This window comes from Massilia sp. UMI-21 (genome assembly GCA_015277795.1).
Taxonomy (GTDB): Bacteria; Pseudomonadota; Gammaproteobacteria; order Burkholderiales; family Burkholderiaceae_D; genus Telluria.
In genome coordinates this window covers 3,125,778-3,146,256 of the sequence record CP063848.1, presented here as the reverse complement: position 1 = coordinate 3,146,256, position 20,479 = coordinate 3,125,778, and the positions used below count along the sequence as shown (strand labels likewise).

Annotated in this window: 16 protein-coding genes; 10 read left to right on the top strand and 6 right to left on the bottom strand. The window is 66.4% G+C overall.

The window, feature by feature from the left end; all coding sequences use genetic code 11:
• Positions 1–35: 35 nt before the first annotated feature.
• From IM543_14025 to IM543_14010, 4 genes are read left to right on the top strand one after another with little or no spacing between them, the layout of a single operon-like run.
• Entirely contained in the window at positions 36–2,270 is a 2,235-nt protein-coding gene (locus tag IM543_14025; GenBank protein QOY92722.1) for a carbohydrate-binding protein, read from the top strand.
• A gap of 41 nt (positions 2,271–2,311) precedes the next feature.
• Positions 2,312–2,836 carry a PEP-CTERM sorting domain-containing protein gene (locus tag IM543_14020; protein QOY92721.1) on the top strand — a complete coding sequence of 175 codons (525 nt, stop codon included), beginning with the start codon at positions 2,312–2,314 and terminating at the stop codon, positions 2,834–2,836.
• A complete protein-coding gene (locus IM543_14015) occupies positions 2,833–4,215 on the top strand; it encodes an acetylxylan esterase (protein QOY92720.1) in 1,383 nt (460 codons plus the stop codon). Before IM543_14020 ends, IM543_14015 begins: the two co-directional genes overlap by 4 nt.
• 56 nt (positions 4,216–4,271) lie before the next feature.
• Positions 4,272–5,387: an ATP-dependent 6-phosphofructokinase gene (locus IM543_14010; GenBank protein QOY92719.1), complete on the top strand. Its 1,116-nt coding sequence runs from the start codon at positions 4,272–4,274 to the stop codon at positions 5,385–5,387.
• A 59-nt stretch (positions 5,388–5,446) separates the two neighbouring features.
• Here the strand turns inward: IM543_14010 and IM543_14005 are convergent, their stop codons facing one another.
• Complete coding sequence (locus tag IM543_14005) at positions 5,447–6,001, bottom strand: hypothetical protein (protein ID QOY92718.1); 555 nt, start codon at positions 5,999–6,001, stop codon at positions 5,447–5,449.
• Between the two features lie 629 nt (positions 6,002–6,630).
• Between IM543_14005 and IM543_14000 the strand changes: the two genes are divergently transcribed.
• The 5 genes from IM543_14000 to IM543_13980 all read left to right on the top strand — a co-directional run bounded on the left by IM543_14000 (position 6,631) and on the right by IM543_13980 (position 13,711).
• Positions 6,631–8,076 (top strand): NAD-dependent succinate-semialdehyde dehydrogenase, encoded by a 1,446-nt coding sequence (locus IM543_14000; GenBank protein QOY92717.1) that lies wholly within the window; start codon positions 6,631–6,633, stop codon positions 8,074–8,076.
• A gap of 90 nt (positions 8,077–8,166) precedes the next feature.
• The gene (locus IM543_13995) at positions 8,167–9,513 is read left to right on the top strand and encodes an MBL fold metallo-hydrolase (GenBank protein ID QOY96687.1); all 1,347 of its coding nucleotides are present in this window, start codon (positions 8,167–8,169) and stop codon (positions 9,511–9,513) included.
• A 93-nt stretch (positions 9,514–9,606) separates the two neighbouring features.
• Entirely contained in the window at positions 9,607–10,923 is a 1,317-nt protein-coding gene (locus IM543_13990) for an MFS transporter (protein QOY92716.1), read from the top strand.
• 399 nt (positions 10,924–11,322) lie between these two features.
• Positions 11,323–12,483 carry a radical SAM protein gene (locus IM543_13985; protein ID QOY92715.1) on the top strand — a complete coding sequence of 387 codons (1,161 nt, stop codon included), beginning with the start codon at positions 11,323–11,325 and terminating at the stop codon, positions 12,481–12,483.
• Positions 12,484–12,598: 115 nt separating this feature from the next.
• Complete coding sequence (locus IM543_13980) at positions 12,599–13,711, top strand: TIGR03088 family PEP-CTERM/XrtA system glycosyltransferase (GenBank protein ID QOY96686.1); 1,113 nt, start codon at positions 12,599–12,601, stop codon at positions 13,709–13,711.
• Between the two features lie 110 nt (positions 13,712–13,821).
• On the opposite strand, the gene IM543_13975 is transcribed toward IM543_13980, so the two are convergent.
• Together IM543_13975 and IM543_13970 are read right to left on the bottom strand one after the other, a co-directional pair.
• Positions 13,822–14,481: a trimeric intracellular cation channel family protein gene (locus tag IM543_13975; GenBank protein QOY96685.1), complete on the bottom strand. Its 660-nt coding sequence runs from the start codon at positions 14,479–14,481 to the stop codon at positions 13,822–13,824.
• Positions 14,482–14,633: 152 nt separating this feature from the next.
• Positions 14,634–15,671, bottom strand: coding sequence for an alpha/beta fold hydrolase (locus tag IM543_13970; GenBank protein ID QOY96684.1), 1,038 nt, complete (start codon positions 15,669–15,671; stop codon positions 14,634–14,636).
• 223 nt (positions 15,672–15,894) lie between these two features.
• On the opposite strand from IM543_13970, the gene IM543_13965 reads away from it, so the two are divergent.
• Positions 15,895–16,272 (top strand): DUF2784 domain-containing protein, encoded by a 378-nt coding sequence (locus IM543_13965; GenBank protein ID QOY92714.1) that lies wholly within the window; start codon positions 15,895–15,897, stop codon positions 16,270–16,272.
• Between the two features lie 97 nt (positions 16,273–16,369).
• Here IM543_13965 and zwf read toward each other — a convergent pair whose 3' ends face one another.
• The 3 genes from zwf to IM543_13950 all read right to left on the bottom strand — a co-directional run bounded on the left by zwf (position 16,370) and on the right by IM543_13950 (position 20,288).
• The gene (zwf, locus tag IM543_13960; protein ID QOY92713.1) at positions 16,370–17,836 is read right to left on the bottom strand and encodes a glucose-6-phosphate dehydrogenase; all 1,467 of its coding nucleotides are present in this window, start codon (positions 17,834–17,836) and stop codon (positions 16,370–16,372) included.
• Between the two features lie 450 nt (positions 17,837–18,286).
• The gene (locus IM543_13955) at positions 18,287–18,880 is read right to left on the bottom strand and encodes a class I SAM-dependent methyltransferase (GenBank protein QOY92712.1); all 594 of its coding nucleotides are present in this window, start codon (positions 18,878–18,880) and stop codon (positions 18,287–18,289) included.
• A gap of 10 nt (positions 18,881–18,890) precedes the next feature.
• A complete protein-coding gene (locus tag IM543_13950; GenBank protein QOY92711.1) occupies positions 18,891–20,288 on the bottom strand; it encodes an amino acid permease in 1,398 nt (465 codons plus the stop codon).
• Positions 20,289–20,479 lie beyond the last annotated feature (191 nt).

Here is a 20,479-nt window from a genome sequence, read left to right as displayed (position 1 = left end):
ACGCATCACACCTACAAGTAGCCAACGGAGACAAGATGAGCCACCCAACAGCGCGCGCCGCGACCCTCTTGCTTGCACTACTGGCCGCGGCCGGCAGTGCCAGCGCCGTCATCACCCTGCCGGGCAAGCAGATCGAAAACCTGAATCGCGGCGCGGTCGCGATCGGCGCCGGTTCCGGTGTGTTCGTCAGCTGGCGCCAGTTGGCGCAGGACCCGGCCGGCATCGGCTTCAACGTCTATCGCGGCGGCACGAAGCTCAATGCGGCGCCGCTGAATGCGCTGAACTTCACCGACCCGTCCGGGACGGCGGCGGACAGCTATACCGTGCGCGAGGTCGTGGCCGGGGTCGAGCAGCCGGGCAGCAGCGCCGGCGCGACCTGGGCCAAGCCTTACCTGGCGATCCCGGTGCAGGCGCCGGCCGCCGGCGTGACCCCCACCGGCGAGGCCTACACCTACGAGATCAACGATGGTGCGCCGGCCGACCTGGACGGCGACGGCAGCTACGAGATCATCGTCAAGTGGCAGCCCACCAATGCCAAGGACAACTCGCAGTCGGGCTACACCGGCAACACCTACCTGGATGCCTACAAGCTCGATGGCACCCGGATGTGGCGCATCGACCTGGGCAGGAACATCCGCGCCGGGGCCCATTACACCACCTTCGTCGCCTACGACTTCGACGGCGACGGCCAGGCCGAGCTGATGGCCAAGACCGCCGACGGCACGGTGGACGGGCAGGGCACGGTGATCGGTTCGAGCAGCGCCGACCACCGCAACGCCAACGGCTACATCCTGAGCGGCCCGGAATACCTGACCGTGTTCAACGGCTTGACCGGCGCGGCCATGAAGACCGTCGACTACCTGCCCGCGCGCGGGGTCGTGTCGTCCTGGGGCGACAATTACGGCAACCGGGTCGACCGCTTCCTGGGCGGTGTGGCCAACCTGGACGGCAACCGTCCGAGCGCGATCTTCTCGCGCGGCTACTATACCCGCGCGGTGATCGCGGCCTGGGACTGGCGCGACGGCGCCCTGACCAGCCGCTGGGTGTTCGACAGCGACGTCGCCGGCGCCGCCGCACGCGGGCAGGGCGCGCACTGGTTCGCCACCGGCGACGCCAACGACGACGGCCGCGACGACATCGTGTTTGGCGCCGCCACCATCGACAGCTACGGCCAGCTGCTCTACACCACCGGGCTGGGGCATGGCGATGCGCTCCACTTCGGCAAGTTCGATCCAGGCCGTCCGGGCCAGCAGGTCTACATGGTGCACGAGAGCCCGTCGGCCTACGGCGCCAGCGGCTCGGGCCTGCACGACGCCGCCACCGGTGCGCTGATCTGGGGCGCCAGCGGTTCCAATGCCGACGTCGGGCGCGGCGTCTGCTTCGATGTCGATCCCGCTTACCCCGGCGCCGAGTGCTGGGCCTCGCGCGGCGGCCTGCGCGGCATTGACGGCGCCCTCATCAACGCGAGCGCGCCGGGTTCGATGAACTTCGGGGTCTGGTGGGACGGCGACCTGCTGCGCGAGCCGATGGGCAGCCGCGCCGTCCAGAAGTGGATTCCTGCGACCCGCACGTTCGCGACCCTGCTCGACGCCGGGGCCTACGGCGCGACCACCAATAACGGCACCAAGGCGACCCCGGTGCTCAGCGCCGACCTGTTCGGCGACTGGCGCGAGGAGATTGTCTTCCGCAACACCGGCAACACCGAGCTGATGGTGTTCAGCACCACCATCCCGACCGGCACCCGCATCAACACCCTGATGCACAACCCGCAGTACCGCAGCCAGGTGGCGGCGCAGAACGCCGGCTACAACCAGCCGCCGCACACCAGTTTCTACCTCGGACACGGCGCCAGCGCCTTCCCGCAGGAGCCGGTGCATGTGCCCTACGACGGCAGCGGCACCGTGCAGGCCGAGACCGCGATCGTGAGCGGCAATACGGCCGTCAAGGCCGACCGCGCCGGCTACCGCCACCTGGGCTTCCTGAACTTCCCCCTGAAGGGCGGCGCTGCCGAATTCCAGCGCATCAACGGCGGGGCGGGCGGGGTCAAGACCATCACGATCCGCTACGCCAACGGCAACCCGACGCCGCGCACCGGCGTCCTGCGCGTGAACGGCCAGCCCCAGGCGATCAGCTTCAGGATCACCGGCAGCTGGACCGCCTGGACCACGATGGCCGCCACGGTCAACTTGGCGCCGGGGCAGGCCAATACGCTGCGCTTCGAATCGACCGGCCAGGGCCTGGGCAATATCGACGAACTGATCGTCCCCTGAGCCAGACGCCATTTCCTCTCCAAGACATGAAAGGTTCGCACATGAAAAAGCTTCACATGCTGTTCGCACTGGCGCTGGCCGTGTTGTCGCAATCCGTATGGGCGGCGCCGATCGGCTGGTATGATTACCAGGCCACGTGGCGCGACGGGACATTCAAGGGACAGTTCTACTACGACAGCAGTGCCGCGGCGCGCATCACGGCGGTCAAGGGCACGCTGGTCGACCTGGTCCAGACGACCAGCATCGACAAGAACGCCTACCTCGACTACGACGAGATCGCAGCCTGGAACTTCCTCAGCAATACGAATCCGGCGGACATGGGTGGCCATGATGCCGGCTTCTACCTCACGCTGCTGGACCTGGGCGCGACGCTGACGGTGGACGCCGCGGGGCTCAACGGCCTGTACGACTGGAGCAGCGCGTCGCAGTATATCGACGATTCGCCCCTGCTTTCCTTCACCCTGGGACAGGCCAATGCGGTGCCGGAGCCGGGAAGCACAGTGCTGCTGCTGGCCGGGATGGCCGGCCTGTTCTCGCTGCGCCGCGCGCGCTCGCAGCGCGCATGATGGTCCTGCTGCGCACATCCGCCGCCGCGGGGGCGATCTCGGTTGCGGCAGCGGTGCTGGCCACGGCCCAGCTGGCGTGGCCCGGCGCGGCACGGGCCGCCGCCCCGGCGGTGCTGCAGGTGGCGCAGGCCGTCCTCGGCGACGCGCCGCTGAAAGTGCAGCTCACGCGCCCCGACTGGACCTACCGGGTGGGCGAGCCGGCCGCCTTCGTCATCAAGATCGACAGGCAGCCGTATCCGGCCGAAGGCATACGCATCAGCTACCGGCTGGGGCCGGACATGCTGGAAGGCGCCGAGCGCAGCGCCTTGGTCCCGCAGGAGGGCTTGCGCCTGCCGATTCCGGTGCAGGAGCGGCCCGGCTTCGTCCGCTGCATCGTCACGGCCAGCCTGGACGGCAAGCGCTACGAGGGCGTGGCCACCGCGGCCTTCAGCCCGCTCGCGCTGCGCCCGGTCCAGGCCGAGCCGGCGGATTTCGACGCCTTCTGGGCGGCGCAGAAGCAAGACCTGGCCGCGGTCGAGCCGGCCTACCGCCTGGCGCCGGCGCCCGCGCTCTCCACGCCCGAGGTCGAGGTGTCGTATTTGAGCTTCCAGAACGTCGGCCCCGGCAAGCGCGCCACCAACATCTACGGCGTGCTGTCGGTGCCGCGCGGTCCCGGCCCGTTCGCGGCGGTGCTGCACGTGCCGGGCGCGGGCGTGCGCGGCTACAAGGGTACGCCCAGCCTGGCCGCGAACGGCTTCATCACCTTGCAGATCGGGATCCACGGCATCCCGGTCGACTTGCCGGACGAGCTCTACGAGCAGCTCAACTACGGGGCGCTCGATGCCTACAACCGCTACAACCTGGACAACCCGCGCAGCTACTACTACCGCCGGGTCTACCTGGGCACGCTGCGCGCGCTCGACTACCTGGCCAGCCACCCGAAATGGAACGGCCGCCACCTGATCGTCCAGGGCGGCAGCCAGGGCGGGCAGCTGGCGATCATGGCCAGCGCGCTGGACCCGCGGGTATCGCTGACCCTGGCCTCGTATCCGGCCTACAGCGACGTCACCGGCTACCTGCACGAGCGCGCGGGCGGCTGGCCCGGACTGTTCCGCAAGGACGCGGCGGGACAGCGGCAAGACCTGCCGATCGCGCCGAAGGCCGCCACCTCGGCCTACTACGACACGGTGAACTTCGCCAGGCGCCTGCATGCCCCGGTGCTGTACTACGCAGGCTACAACGACATGGTAACGCCGCCGACCTCGACCTTCGCGGTGTACAACGTGATGCCCACGGCCCGCACCTTCGTCGTCGAGCCGCAGCAGGTGCACCTGACTTCGCAGGCGCATCGCGAGACGATGGAGCGCTGGATGCTCGAGCATGCGCAGGGGCGGCGCTAGGGACGGCCGGCGCAATGCTATAGTGGGGCGCAGACCATGCCGCGACAGGAGTTCCCATGCAAGCTTCCATCCAGCGCATTGCCGTCACCACCGGCGGCGGCGACGCCCCCGGCCTGAACGCCGTGATCCGTGCGGTCGTGCTCGCGTCCAGTGGGCACGGCTGGGAGTGCTGGGGCATCCGCGACGGCTTCAACGGCCTGTTGGCGCCGCACAGCTGCCTGGGCGAACCGGTGTTGCGCCTGCTGCCCGAGGCGGTGCACGGCATCGGGCATCTCGGCGGCACCATCCTCGGCAGCACCAACCGCGGCAATCCCTTGCGCTATCCGGTGCGCCGCGACGGCGCCCCCGGCGAGGAAGACCGCAGCGACGAGCTGGTCGGCCTGTGCCGCCATCACGGATTCGACGCCCTGGTGATGGTGGGCGGCGACAGCTCGATGGAGATCGCCGACTGCCTGCATCGCAAGGGACTGCCCGTGGTCGGCGTGCCCAAGACCATCGACAATGACCTCGACCGCACCATCCAGACCTTCGGCTTCGACACCGCGGTGGGCTTTGCCACCGAATGCATCGACCGCCTGCACACCACGGCGGACAGCCAGCACCGGGTGATGGTGGTGGAGGTGATGGGGCGCTACGCCGGCTGGATCGCCCTGCACGCGGGCATGGCCGGCGGCGCCCATGTGATCCTGCTGCCCGAGATCCCCTTCGACATCGATGCGGTGGCTGCCGCGATTGCCCGCCGCGATGCGCTCGGGCGCGGCCACACGATCGTGGTGGTGGCCGAGGGCGCACAGCCGCGCGGCGAGGGCCGCGCGCTGCGGGCCGGCGCCGGCGCCGGGCACGCCGAACGGCTGGGCGGCATCGGCGCCTGGGTCGAGGGCCGGCTGGCCGAGCGCACCGGCAAGGATTGCCGCAGCGTGGTGCTGGGCCACCTGCTGCGCGGCGGCGCGCCATCCGCCTTCGATCGCGTGGTGTCCGCGCGCTTCGGGGCCGCCGCCGTGCGCGCGCTCGCGGCCGGGCAGGCCGGTGTCATGGTGGCGCTGGGCGAGGGGGGCGTCGGCACCGTCCCGCTGGGCGAGGTGGCGGGGCACAGCAGGCTGGTGCCGCTGGACGGGGACACGCTGCGCACGGCGCGCGATCTTGGCATCTGCCTGGGCGATGGCGCGCCTTGACCGGCTGCCGGTGAAGCGCGCCGCCCGGCCCGCGGGCGACACACCGGACGTTCCTGGCGTTACAAGCGGATGGTTATCTCTATTTTCTCGGAAGCTATGCCAAGGGATTCGGCCAGCTTGCGCTTGGCATCGACGATCGCTTTGGTAAAGCCACCGGTGGTGAGCTCGGCGTGGTCGGGGGCCGGGAGCATGGGCGTACCGCCCTCTGCGACCCGTATGCGGGGCGGCTCGCCGACCAGCGGCTGCCAGTCCAGGTCGTCTTCTTTCAGGCGGAGCCTGCGAAACAGTTCGTCGGTTTCCAGGTAGGCCACCGGAAAGCGCTGACCCTTCGCCAGCAACTGCCAGGCGCCTGGAACGTCGAGTATGGCATAGCTGCTGAATTCAATCGTGATCCGGGCCGCATGGGGCGATGCCTTCGTGCCGGAAATTTTTGCAATGAGAAAAGCCAGGCCGTGCTCGTAATCCATCGCGGCCCACTGTTCGCGTCGATTTCGCACGCAGACGAGGTACTCGGCCGCCTCCACCCGGATCGCGCTGGCCGTCCAATGGCCGCAGCCACCTTCCTCGCGCATGCGGCGCAAATCCTTCCCCGTGTAGACGACGACGCTTTCCATTGGCATTCCGACATTCGTTCGCTCGACATTACCGACCCAAGCGATTGTAGGGAATCGATGAGGTGCCTTCCCTGTCTTCGCACAGACTTGCACTTCCTCGGCAGCGCTTTCCGGGCTTGTTTCCGTTCGTCTAACGCTAGGCTTCTGGTGCCTATACGAAAGTACGTTGATACAGCTCAGTTCGTTTCAGACTGGCGGCAACTCCCAAGCGGACTGATATGTCGAAGATGTACCCGCGGAACATAAGGCCGAATGATTCCCTGTGCGTGGCGGCACGTCGGCGGGCCCACTTGGAGGAATAAGGAATGGAGACGCTCGACCCGCTCATCCAGTTCGTAACCGTACTCAACGGCAACCACTTCGCGGCCGTCGTGCTGATCGCGTTGGCGGCGATCAGCAAGCTGAAGCCGCCAAAAGGCTGAAGCAGCATCGCTTGCCTGCGCGCGCCCAGGCGGAATCATCCACAGGCAATGGCATGGCGGTCGCGCACCGCTCCTTGGGCTTTCCGGGGAGCGGACCCGTCTCGCGGGCCCCGCGCAAAACTCGCCAGTCGGCGCCAGCCTGCAGACCGGGCGCACACCGGTTATCATCATGTTTTACGATTCATTCAACACAGGAACCGACGCCCCATGACGACTTCCAGCTATCCCGATACCCGACTCCTCATCGCCAACGAATGGCAAGACGCGACCGGCGGCAAGACGATCCCGGTGCTGAACCCGGCTACCGGCCAGGCGATCGGCAGCGTGGCCCATGCCGGCATCGCCGACCTGGACCGCGCCCTGGCGGCCGCGCAGCAGGGCTTCGAGGCCTGGCGCTTCGTGCCGGCCGCCGAGCGTGCCGCCACCATGCGCCGCGCCGCCAACCTGCTGCGCGAGCGCGCCGGCGACATCGCCCGCCTGCTGACCCAGGAGCAGGGCAAGCCGCTGGCCGAAGCGAAGATGGAAGCCATGGCCGGCGCCGAGATCATCGACTGGTTCGCCGCCGAAGGCATGCGCGTGTACGGCCGCATCGTCCCGGCGCGCAACCCGGCGGCCCAGCAGCTGGTGCTGAAGGAGCCGGTCGGCCCGGTCGCCGCCTTCACGCCCTGGAACTTCCCGATCAACCAGATCGTGCGCAAGCTGGCCGCGGCGCTGGCGACCGGCTGCTCCTTCCTGTGCAAGGCGCCGGAAGAAACCCCGGCGTCCCCCGCGGCACTGTTCCAGTGCTTCGTCGATGCCGGCGTGCCGCCGGGCGTGGTGGGCCTGGTGTTCGGCGACCCGGCCGAGATCTCCAGCTACCTGATCCCGCATCCGGTGATCCGCAAGGTCACCTTCACCGGCTCGACCCCGGTCGGCAAGCAGCTGGCCGCGCTGGCCGGCGCCCACATGAAGCGCGCCACCATGGAGCTGGGCGGCCATGCGCCGGTGATCATCGCGGCCGACGCCGACGTCAACCTGGCGGTCAAGGCCGCCGGCGGCGCCAAGTTCCGTAATGCGGGCCAGGTGTGCATTTCGCCGACCCGCTTCCTGGTCCACAATGCGATCAAGGACGAGTTCACCCGCGCCCTGGTCAAGCATGCCGAAAGCCTGAAGCTCGGCGACGGCCTGGCGGAGGGGACCACCCTCGGCCCGCTGGCCAATGCGCGCCGCCTGACGGCGATGTCGCAGGTGATCGACGATGCGCGCGCCAAGGGCGCGACGGTCGCCACCGGCGGCGCGCGCGTTGGCGACGCCGGCAACTTCTTCGCTCCGACCATCCTGGCCGACGTGCCCCTGGAAGCGAGCGTCTTCAACGACGAGCCCTTCGGTCCGGTGGCGGCGATTCGCGGCTTCGACAGCCTGGAAGACGCGATCGCGGAGGCCAACCGCCTGCCGTACGGCCTGGCCGGCTATGCCTTCACCAGCTCGATCAAGAACGCCCAGCTCCTGATGAACCGCGTCGAAGTCGGCATGCTCTGGATTAACCAGCCGGCCACCCCGAGCGCCGAGCTGCCCTTCGGCGGCATCAAGGATTCGGGCTATGGCTCGGAAGGCGGTCCGGAAGCGCTGGAGTCCTACCTGAACACCAAGGCGGTGTCGATGGTCGGCGTGTAAAGTACGGCGACGTCCCAGGCCCCTGGTTCGCCAGGGGCTTTTTTATTTGTTGATTGTCGTACCCAGGGAGCACACGTGGACCAGACTGGCCTGACGATATCGAGAATCCTGCACGCCGGCTACGTGTTCGCGTGCGAGGGCACCCGGATTGCATTCGATACGATCTTCGAGAATCCCTTCAGCCGCAATTGCCACGCCTTTCCCGGCGTGCGCTTCGACGAGGCGGCGATCCGCCGCGAACGCTTCGCCGCGGTGTTCATCTCACACTTCCACGACGACCATTGCTCGCTCGAGAGCCTGGACCTGCTGGCGCGCGATACCCCGCTGTATATCTACTGCATGTTCGAGGAGCTGTTCGACATGGTGCGCCAGCTGGGCTTCAGCAGCGTGCATCGCCTGCAGCTGGACGTGCCGGTCGAGGTCGGGCCGTTCCAGGTGATCCCGCGCGAGGCCATGGATGCCGACGTCGACTCGATGTTCCAGGTGAACGCGGGCGGGATGAAGGTGTTGAACGTGGTCGATTCATGGATCGACGAAGACTCGCTGGCCCGATTGGTCCGCGAAGGCCCGTGGGACATGGTGTTGTGGCCGTTCCAGACCATGCGCGAGATCGAGGTGCTGGCGCCGACCCGCGCCTCGGCGGCGCCGCCATCATTGCCGGAGGAGTGGATCGCCCAACTGCAGGCGCTCGACCCGCGCTACGTGGTGCCGAGTTCCTGCCAGTTCCTGCAGGAGCCGTGGTCCTGGTACAACCGCGCTTTTTTCCCGATCTCGTATGCCCGCTTCGCACAGGAAGTCGGGGCGGCGCTGCCGCAGGCGCAGGTCGTGCGCCTGAACCCCTCGGTGTCGGTGCGGCTGGATGCCGGCGGACTGCAGCCGGCGCCGCCGCTGGGCTGGGCCAGCCCGGTCGGCGAGCAGGATGTGGATTACGCCTACGAGGGCCATGCGACCCCGCCGCCGACGGCGGACATCGCACGCCGCTTCGCCCCGCTTACCGAAGCCGAGACCGCGCGCGTGATGCGCTATTGCGCCGTGGAGCTGCCGCTGAAGTATGCGCAGATGGAGGCGGAGTCGGCGTATTTCGACCAGCCCCGTGTCTGGCAGCTCTCGGTGTATGACCACGCGGGGGCGAAACAGCGTTTCCGCTATCTGCTGGAGCCCGGCCGGGCCAGCCCGGCTGGCCCTGAGGCCGGCCCCCTCGCATGGGCCACCGAGATCCCGGCCGCCAAGCTGTATGCGGCGCTGGAACTGGGCGAGTCGCTCACCTCGATGTACATGCGTATCAACGAGGCCCGCTTCGAACCCGCGGTGGAAGCGGCGCTGACCCAGGCCGAGGTGGTCGACGACCCGCTCATCCGCTGCCTGTTCGGCGATACCTTCGGCGCCTACCAGGCCGCCCAGCTACGCCGCCTGCTCGGGCGCCAGGCCGCAAGCTGAGCCGGTTATTGCGTGCCTGTGTAGTCCAATGCACGGTCCGAGGCAATTCTTTCCTTCAAACTGGTAATCAAGGCAAATGTTGAGGGGGAAGAGATGGCGAGTCCGACTGCGACGGTAGAGCAGGCGATCCAGGCCGCGGGCGTGGGCCGTTTCCAGTACCGGCTGTTCGCCATCTTCGGCCTGGTCTGGATGGCGGACGCCATGCAGGTGCTGTCGATCGGCTTCAGTGCGCCCTCGATTGCGAAGACCTTCGGCGTGACGCTGCCGCAGGCGCTGCAGACCGGCACCTGGTTCTTTGTCGGGATGCTGGTCGGCGCCTTCGCCTTCGGCCGCCTGGCCGACCGCATCGGGCGCCGCCCGGTGCTGATGGCGGCGGTGCTGGTCGACGCCTGCTTCGGCGTGGCCTCGAGCTTCGCGCCGGACCTGACCTGGCTACTGGCGCTGCGCTTCCTGACCGGCATCGGGGTCGGCGGCACGCTGCCGGTCGACTACACCATGATGGCCGAGTTCCTGCCCAGCGACCGGCGCGGGCGCTGGCTGGTGCTGCTCGAATCCTTCTGGGCGGTCGGCACCATCCTGCTGGCGGTGCTGGCCCTGGTGGCGCTGCGCTGGGGCGACGATGCCTGGCGTGTGATCTTTTTCGTCACCGGCTTGCCGGCGCTGATCGGCGTGGTCTTGCGCCTGTTCGTGCCGGAGTCGCCGATGTACCTGAACCGCAGCGGCAAAGGCGAACAGGCGAGAGCCGTGCTGGCCCGCGTGGCCGCCGTCAACGGACGCCAGGCCGAGATTCCGCCCCTGCAGCCGGACAGCGCACCCAAGCAAACGCTGTCGGCGTTGTTTTCCGGCGCGCTGCGCCGGCGCAGCATCGCGTTGCTGGTGGCCTGGATGCTGATCTCGGTGGCCTACTACGGCGTGTTCGTCTACCTGCCGGTGAAATTGAGCGCCGAGGGCTTCGGCTTCATGCGCGGCCAGGAGTTCCTGATCGTGCTGGCGCTGGTGCAGTTGCCCGGATTCGCGCTGTCGGCCTACGGCGTCGAGCGCTGGGGGCGCAAGCCGACCCTGGTCGGATTCCTGTTGCTCAGCGCGGCCGGTTGCATGGCCTACAGCTTGGGCAACGCCAGCTGGCTGGTGGTCGGCTCGACCCTGTTGATGAGTTTCGCGCTGCTGGGCACCTGGGGCGCCCTGTACGCCTTCACCCCCGAGGTCTACCCGACCGACCTGCGCGCCAGCGGCATGGGCCTGGCCGGCGCCGTGGCACGCTTCGGCGGGCTGTTCGCGCCCGCGATCGTGGCGCCGGTGATGGCGACGCAGTTCACGCTGGCGCTGGGGATGCTGGCGGCGTTCTTGCTGATTGGGGCGGTGGCGATCCTGAATGTCGATGTGGAGTCGCGTCGGCGTGCGTTGGAGTGAACTGCTCCGGGCGCTACTGTGGCGAGTCTGACAGTGCGCTAGAAACCAATCGAATTGGCGACGACGAGCAAGCGCTGGCAGGTGCGCGAGTTGTGTTGCGAGCCAAGGCTTATTCACTGAGCTATTTCGAACTGCCTACACCGGCCGAGGATTCGATCAGTGAACGCGCCACGCTCAGCCATATAAAGTTTAGCGCCGAACCATGACAGGCGACTGAGCAGGCACGCCATCGAGGTCTGACGAGACCAAGGGCCACTACGCTGGCCACCGCGCTGATGTCCATCGGATGCCGATACCTTCTTGCAGTGTCGGAATCCTTTACATGCTTTCTCCAGCAAAATTTAACGTGTTGAATTGAATCACGTTTTTTCGATGGGTATGCTTATTGCTAGGTTACAAATGAACATAGCCAGGGATTCGGTCGATATGGGAAGCGCAAAAGTTGTCAACGTTGTCCGGAACGCGTTGCGCCATCAGGTTGGTGCAGCTCTTCGTAGCCATCCGACGGTCCGGGATGCCACCGCAAAGGTCGAAACCTGGATGCTGAGGCAGCATCATTCAGTTGGAAGAATCGCTCCTGCGGTGATTCGGCCTAGTCCCCATCTGATCATGCTTGCCTTGACAAGTTATTGCAATCTACGCTGCCAGGGTTGCAAATACGGCCGGGATTTCATGGCAGGATCGCAGTTGAGTTGGGAACACACGCGTGGCGTGCTCGACGATGCCAAGGAAGCGGGCATCTACAAAGTCCGCCTCTACGGCGGAGAGCCGCTGCTGCATCCCGATCTGCCCAGAATCGTCGCCTACTGCAAAGAAATCGGGCTTGCGCCTGCCGTGACAACCAATGCGATCGCCCTGTCGTCACGAATCGACGAGCTGTATGCGGCGGGGCTCAGGGATCTGTCAGTCGGCTTTTACGGAGTCGGCGCCGCATATGACGCGTATACGCAGAGGCCGGGACGCTTCAGGCGAATGGAAGCAAGTATTGCCGACGTCAGACAAAAGTATGGCGATACAGTCAGGATCCAGATCAACTGGTTACTGCGGCGCCAAACCTGCAATCGGGAATCCCTGCGTGAAGCATTCGAATTTGCGCTCAAGTACCACACGACATTGCAGGTCGATATGGTGCACTACTCCTTACCCTACTTTACGGAGGGGCCGGATCGCGAACTGCAGTTCCGCGATGAGGACAGGGAAGCGATCGATGTAGTCATCAATGACTTGCTGGTGTTAAAAGAGCAGTACCCCGAGGTGATCCGTCATACGCCTGAAGGGATTCGATCGATGCCGGACTGGTTGCTGCTCGGTTCGAAAATGAAGGTACCTTGTGCCGCCCGCGAAATGATATGGGTAGGGGCAGATGGAACGGTGCAACTGTGTTACGTCACGTTCAAACTCGGAAATCTGCATGACATGCGTCTGCGCGACATGCTGTACACGCCGGCACATACTGCAGCTTCGCGGGCCGCATTTTCGGTTGACTGCCCAAACTGCCATTGTGGTGCCGGTGATCGAATCATGCGCGATGCACGGTCCATTGGTAAATACAAGGCGTAAGCAGCCAACTACGTCAGCGCCGATGTCGGAAGAAAACAACATGGCTGAGCACACACGAATCATGCGGGCAAGCTCAGGCTTCTCCGATGCTGCCTGCATGGACGCGCCTCTCATTGTGCATGTCATTTACCGGTTCGATGTCGGTGGGATGGAAACCTTGCTCGCCGAGTGTATCCGCCGCATCCCTCGCCAGCGATATCGTCATGCTGTCGTCTGCATCAGCGGATATTCCGATTTTTTGGAAAAAATCGAGGGTACTGGCACGCCCGTTTATAGCCTCGACAAACCTGCCGGTCTGGGTCTTTCTGCGCACGTCAGGCTCTGGAAACTGCTAAGAACGCTACGTCCGACGATCTTGCATACCTACTGTATCAGTGCTGTTGAATACACGGCCACGGGATTATTGGCGGGCGTGCCGGTTCGCTTGCATTCCGAACACGGTCGTAACCTGAACGAAGCAGATGGCCGCAATCTCAAGTACAACGTGTTGCGCCGTGTGATGGCACTGCTGATGCATTCCTGCGTTGCGGTGTCCAATGATTTGCAAAACTGGCTTGCCGAAATCGTTCGCTTGCCTCGATCGAAAATCTCTTGCATCTCGAACGGGGTCGATACAGATCGGTTCTCGCCAGATTCGATGCCGCTTCAGTCAGGAACCGCACGTGCCTCGCAATCCAAGCGTTTCGTGATCGGGACCGTGGGGCGTGTATCCGAGGTAAAAAATCATTCCGCCCTGGTCGACGCCTTTGTCCTCTTGCTGGAGCGCGGCAGGGACAACGGGCCGGAACTGTCATTGGCCATTATTGGTGACGGGCCGCTGTTGCCGCCATTGAAGCGAAAGATATCCGCCTTGGGAATTGCTCATCTAGTATGGACTCCAGGATCTCGCAATGATATCGCGGAAATTTTGAAAACATTCTCCGTGTTTGTCCTGTCTTCAATCTCGGAAGCAATGCCGGTCGCGGCGCTGGAAGCGATGGCAACGGGAGTGCCGGTAATTGCGCCCCGTGTGGGAGGCCTTCCCGATATCGTCAAGGAAAACATCACCGGCATGTTGGTGGACTCGCCGGGTCCGGAACATCTCGCAATGGCAATTGCCGAGTATGTCCAGAATCCTGGCCTGGGCAAGTTCCATGGCGAAGCTGGTCGCCGCTTCGCCCAACAACATCATGGTATTGACCGGATGGTCAACGAATACCTGGCTCTTTACGATGCTCGCTGCAAGTAGCAATCAATGCGCCGGACTCGTTTATAGCTGCTGCAAATGCACTTGACGAGGCGCCCTCCTTGATGCCTGCCCGTGGGACTGTGCCAAAGTTGGTCTGCTGCGCCGCGGGTTCAGCGGTACTCGCCGCGCCCGTCATCCTGCTTCTCGTCGTCCCCATGCTCGGGCGTGCGCGCGGTCGGCAGGTGCCAGCCGAAGCGGATCGCGGCCAGGCGCATGCCGAAGCACAGCGCGGCGCCGGTGCAGGCGGTGGCCGTGGTGGGCAGCCGCAGGGCGTCGCCCAGCACCACGACGCCCGCGCCGGCCAGGGCCGCCACCGCATAGATGTCGGAGCGGAACACGGCAGGGACTTCGTTGAGCAGCACGTCGCGTGCAATGCCGCCGCCGATCCCGGTCAGCATGCCCAGCAGGGCAGCCATCACCGGGTCCAGCCCGAACACCAGCGCCTTCTGCGCGCCGGCCACGCAGAACAGCGCCAGGCCGGCGCCGTCGAACAGCAGGACGGCGTTGCGCAGGCGGTTGATGATCGGGTACCAGAAGAAGATCACCAGCCCGGCCAGGATCGACACGGCAAGGTAGCGCCAGTCGCGGATGGCCGCCGGCGGCGTGGCGCCGATCAGGAGGTCGCGCACGATGCCGCCGGAATTGGCCGCAACGAAGGACAGCACCAGCACGCCGAAGATGTCGAGGCGGCGCCGGGCGCCGGCAGTGGCGCCGCTCAGGGCGAAGACGAAGGTGCCGAGCAGGTCGAGCGTCAGCACCAGGGTTTTCATGGCGGCGCCCATGTCGAGAGCGAGTACAGCGAACACGTGTTTCCTTGATTCGGAGGTGGGGGCGGAAGATTGCCCGGCATGGTACCCCAGAATCGCCGCGTGTCGCTGTGCGCGGACGGGCTCGCCGCCGCGCGCAATGTCAATCCATTACGTCAGTCCACCTTGTGGTCCAGCCAGCGGAAGATCTCCGGCCAGATGCGCGCATGGGCGCTGGCGCCGACCAGCACGCCGACGTGCTGCAGGTTCACGCCGACGTCGCCTTCGTAGTGCAGGAGTTGCTTGCGCACGCTTCCTGCGGCCTCGTGGAAAGGACGCATGGCCGCCTCCGGGATCAGCTTGCTGCGCGGGTCGAGCACGCTCACCAAGGGGGCGCGCAGGTCTTGCGGGCCGATCCGGCGACCGTTGATGTCCAGCTCGCCCTGCATGAATTGGTCCTTGCGGTAGAGCTGCTCGACCAGTTCGGTGAAGAGCCGGCCGGGCAGCGGGAACTCGTCGTGCGTCCAGCGTTCCACGCGCATGTGGCTGGCCAGCAGGCGCGGGCTGGCCAGCGAGAGGTAGCGGTCCATCATGCGTTCCCACTGGAAGGCCTGGGGTTCGGCGATGGCGCTCATCATGTTGAGGAATACGCCCGGCACCTGCCTGAACGAATCGGCGATCTGGCGCGCGTGCGGCGTGGCCTCGATGAGCGGGCGGAAGCAGCAGGAGCGCTTCTCGAAGTGCAGGGGCGACTCCAGCAGGATGGTGGCGTCGACCCGGTCGGGATGCAGGCAGCTGTAGATCGCGGCCAGGATGCCGCCCAGCGAGTGACCGGCAATGACCAGCGTGCGCGCGCCGCTGTCGGCCTCGATGGCGCGCTGGCAGGCGGACAGCAGGCGATCGCCATAGTCGGCTAGTGCGAAATCCTCGCCCTTGCTTTCATCCTCGGGCAGCGGCGTCCATTCGGCCTGGTAGACGCGGTAGCCCTGTTCCATCCAGCGGCGCACCACGCTGACTTCGGGCGACAGGTCCCAGATGTAGGAGCGCTTGATGGGGGCAGGCACCAGCAGCACGGCCGGCCCTTGAACCTCGTCGGCGCCGAAACGGCGCAGGTTCAGGCCGGGTTCGGTGTAGAGGACGGTAAAGGGCGTCTCTTGCGGGCCGTAACCTGCGCGGTCCAGCATCTTGCCGCGCGCCTGGCGGCTGCGGTCCATGTTCTTGAGGGCTTGGGCGCCGAAGGCGGCGAAGGAAGGCATGGCAAACGTAGGAAGAATCGGGGCGTGCATGGCGTTCTCGTCGGGTTCGAAGACCTGCTACTGTACGCTGCCGCGCGTGCGGCTTCAATCGTGCGGGCGGCCAATGGCGCAGGCACTTGCGGCGTATTAAACTGGCGCGGTCGCCCAGGCGGCCGAACGTTTCCAGGGAGATCGAACACGCATGGCCTACCGTTTCCTTGCCGACGCCGTGCTGCTGGTGCACCTCGGCTTCATCCTGTTCGTCGTGTTCGGCGCGCTGCTGGTGCTGCGCCGGCCGGCCCTGGCACCGGTGCATCTGGCGGCGGCCGCCTGGGGCGCCGGCATCGAGCTGCTGGGCGCCATCTGCCCGCTGACGCACGTCGAGAACCGCCTGCGCGCGCTGGCCGGCGAGTCCGGCTACAGCGGCGGGTTCATCGATCATTACCTGTTGCCGCTGATTTACCCGGGCGAGATGACGCGCGCGCTGCAGCTTGGCCTGGCGGCCGGGGTGCTGGTCGTCAACGCGGTCTTGTATGCGTGGATCCTGCGGCGCATGCGGCGCACGCGCTTGCATTGGTAGGGTGGCCGGCATGGCCGGCCGCGCGTTCAAGTCACGGCAATGCTTCCTGCGAAGCTAATCTGCCGCCGCTTGAACGCCACCCCGCCATGTCATGGCCTTACTCGACCCAGGCGAAGCCGTCGCGCGCCAGCAGCGCGAAGGCTTCCGCCGGCCCCCACGAGCCGGCCGCGTAGGAATGCGGCTTCTCGCCCAGCGTGCTCCAGCCGGCGATGATCGGGTCGGCCCATTCCCAGGCGGCCTCGAGTTCGTCGCGGCGCATGAAATGGGTCAGGCGGCCGCGCACGACGTCGATCAACAGGCGCTCGTAGGCTTCGGCGCGGCGCTGCTGGAAGGCCGACTGCAGGTCGAGGTTGAGCGCCACCTGCTGCATCTGCATGCCGCTGCCGGGCTGCTTGGCCATGATCTGCAGCTTGATCGCTTCTTCCGGCTGCAGCTCGATCACCAGGCGGTTGGCGACGCCGCCCGGCATCTCGGGGAACAGCGGGAAGGGCGGATTGGCGAATTCGACCACGATCTTGGAGGAGCGGCGCGCCATGCGCTTGCCGGTGCGCAGGTAGAACGGCACCTTCGACCAGCGCCAGGTGTCGATGTGGGCGCGAATGGCGACGAAGGTCTCGGTCTTGCTGTCCGGCGGGACGTTCTTTTCCTCGAGATAGCCCTTGACTTCCTGGTTGCCGCTGACGCCATGGCTGTATTGCCCGCGCACCGTGTCGCGCGCGATGTCGGCCAGGCCGAAGCGGCGCAGCGAGCGGATCACCTTCAGCTTCTCGTCGCGCACGGCGTCCGGCGACAGCGAGGTGGGCGGTTCCATCGCGACGATGCACAGCAGTTGCAGCAGGTGGTTCTGCACCATGTCGCGCATGGCGCCGGTGCTGTCGTAGAAGCCGGCCCGGCTGCCGACGCCGACTTCCTCGGCCACGGTGATTTGCACGCTCGAGATGTTCGGCGCGCGCCACAGCGGTTCCAGGATCGAGTTGCCGAAGCGCAGCACCATCAGGTTCTGCACGGTTTCCTTGCCCAGGTAGTGGTCGATGCGGTAGATCTGCGATTCGGCAAAGTGCTTGCCGACCGCTTCGTTGATCTCGATGGCGGATGCGAGGTCGTTGCCGAGCGGTTTTTCGAGCACCACGCGTGCGCGGGCGTCGACCAGGCCGGCTTCGGCCAGCTTGGCGCAGATGGTGGTGAACAGGGCCGGCGCGGTGGACAGGTAGAACACGCGCTGCGCCCCCGGATGGGCGGCGCGGGCCAGGGCGTCGAAGCTTGGTGCGGCCTGGACGTCGAGCCGGACGTACTCGAGCAGCTGCAGGAAGCCGTCCCAGGTCTTGTCGTTGAAGTTATTGCTCGCGATAAAGGAGCGCGAATTCGCTTCGACGTGGGCGAGGTAGGCTTCGCGGTCGTATTCCTGGCGGCCGGTCGAGATGATGCGGGTCTGCGGCGGCAGGTTGCCGTGCAGGTAGGCCATGTAGAGCGCCGGGAGCAGCTTGCGCATCGCCAGGTCGCCCATGCCCCCGAAAATGATCATGTCGAGGGGGAGACCGGTGTCAGTGTCTGTCGAAGAGGTCATATTGCTTGCCGAGTGAGTAGCCAATAAGTAGCCAATAAGTAGCCAATCAGATAGCCGAATGAGTGAAAGAGGTCGCTGCCGTGCCGGCATCGCGTGCCCTGGTGGGGGCCGATGCCGGGCCGATCCGCTGCTGCCATCCCGATACGGTAGCAGAATGACAGCGGATGCGCACGAGACGTCCCGCTTGTGGCCAGACGGAAGCGCCCGGGCGGGAATGTGCCGCGGGCGTGGCCAGCGCGCGCGCTGGACCCCATAGCTTACATGCTGGACAACAATAAGGAAATGACAAATTGCGATGGGCGGCGGCCGTCGCGCGGCGTCGACCGACATTCATTTGCCGGCAATGTCATTTATGCAAATACTATTTGCATGCAGGGCGGTTCGTGCAAATTTGCTCTGCATCCCGGGCGCCGTCGCAGGAGTAGCGGCTGCGCCCCGGCCGACGGGGATTCAGGCCCCGACCGCCTTCTTGTTGGCCGTGGTGATGGTCCAGAAGTAGATCGTTCGCCCACCGACCTCGTCCTTTTTCTCGGGCGGCCAGGCCGGCCCCATGTCGAAGGCATGCGACACCACCCGGGTGCCGAGCCTGAGTTGCCGCCACAGGCGCGGCCGCAGCTTCAGGTTCACCGAGGGCAGCAGGTAGAGCGTCACCACCGTGGCCGCCGCCACGTCGGCCTGGAACAGGTCGCCCACCACGAAGTTAACGCGTTCGGCCACGCCGGCAATCCTGGCGTTCTCCCGGGCTTCGGCGATGCGCACCGGATCCAGGTCGATGCCGGTGCCGCGCGCGCCACGGTCCCTGGCTGCGGTGACCACGATGCGGCCGTCGCCGCAGCCGAGGTCGTACAGGAGGTCGTCCTTGCCGACCCTGGCCATCTGGAGCATACGCTCGACCACATCCGGCGGCGTGGGTACATAGGGCACGTCCAGGCGCGCCTGCGCGGCCAGTTCCTGGGCAGACAGGCCGCGGTAGGGCAGCAGGAGCGTCCCGGCCGTGGTGGCGGCGGACAGCAGCAGGGTGCGGCGACCTTCGTCGGTATGCATGCGATCTCCTTCAGGGGGATGAGGGTGACCGGTCGTTCCGGTCGAGGAAGAGCAGCAGCGATCCGCTGGCCAGCACGGCGACGCCGATCCAGGCGGCGTTGAGCCCGCCGAGCGAACGGCTGTATACGTAGGACAGGCTGGACCACAGCATCCAGGCGCAACTGGCGCAGAACAGCAGGGGCAGCAAGGGATACAGCGGCACGCGAAACGGACGCGGCAGCTCGGGTTCGCGGCGGCGCAGCACGAACAGCGACGCGCCGCTGAGCAGGAAGAACAGCCAGAACACCGGCGCGGCGAACTCGACCATGGACTTGAAGCCGCCGCCGAAGGCCACCCCGAAGCCCACCAGCAGCAGGGCGACGGCGCACTGGACCGCCATCGCCACCGCCGGTATGCCGCGCGCGCCATCCCAGTGGGCAAGCCGGCGCAAGGGCCGCCAGTCGCGTCCCATCGCATAGCCGGTGCGGGCGCCGACGATCATGGTCGCATTGATCGAGGTGAGGGCCGAGATCGCCACCAGCAGCGCCATGAGCTTTTCGCCGGCGGGGCCGAAGGCCCGGCCCATGACGTCGGCCGCGAGGGTCTCGGAGCTGGCCATGCCGCGCAGGCCGAGGCTGTACAGGCAGGCCCAGGTGACCGTCAGGTAGAGCGCGGTGATGAGCAGGATCGAACAGGTCAGCACGCGCGCCATGCCGCGTGCGCCGCCGCGCACTTCGGCGCTGATGTAGGCGGCCTCGTTCCAGCCGCCGTAGGTGAGCAGCACGAACACCATGGCCAGGCCGAGGGAGACCGGCGCGGCGGCGTGCGCCGGCGCCGCCGCCGCTGCGCCGGGTTCCGTGAAGAACGCCGCCGCGACGGCGAGCAGGAGCAGTCCGCCCACCTCGGCCAGGGTCAGCCACACCTGGGCCCCGGCGCCGGTGCGCAGTCCTTGCAGGTTGAGCAGCGAGAGCACGACGATCACCGCGCAGGCGTAGGCGGTGGCGCCCCATCCGTACGGCAGCATGCGCAGGGGCAGGGCCTGCTGCATGTAGTCGCCGAACACGAAGGCCAGCAGCGCGATCGAGCCGGTGGTGATCACGGCGAAGCGCGCCCAGCCGAACAGGAAGGCGGTGGCGCGGCCGTAGGCGCGGTGCAGGAAGTGGTAGTCGCCGCCGGGATGCGGATAAGCGGTGCTCAGCTCGGAATAACACAGCGCGCCGACCAGGGAAATCAGCCCGCCCCGCACCCAGATGGCGAACATCCAACCGGCACTGCCGCTGAGTCCGGCTACGATGGCGGGAGATTTGAAGATGCCGGCGCCGATCACCACGCCGACGATCAGGACAACTGCCTGACGTAAATCAAGTAGCCGGCGTGGTGCGGCGCCGTCGCCGGCCGATGCAAACAAGTCCTCATCGGTGCGGTCCATGTGGTGCCGTCAACGTGATAAAGGGAACTTTGCCGGCAAGGGGCGCCGGCCCGTAAGGCATCGGGAGCAGGGCCGGCCCGCGGGGCGGACCGTCCTGCGGCAGCGATTATAGGCAGGCGCTGGCCGGCGCGGCGCGCGCCTGGCACGCGCCTCGGTTTGCTTACGGCAGCCTGACGTGCGTCTTACTGTTG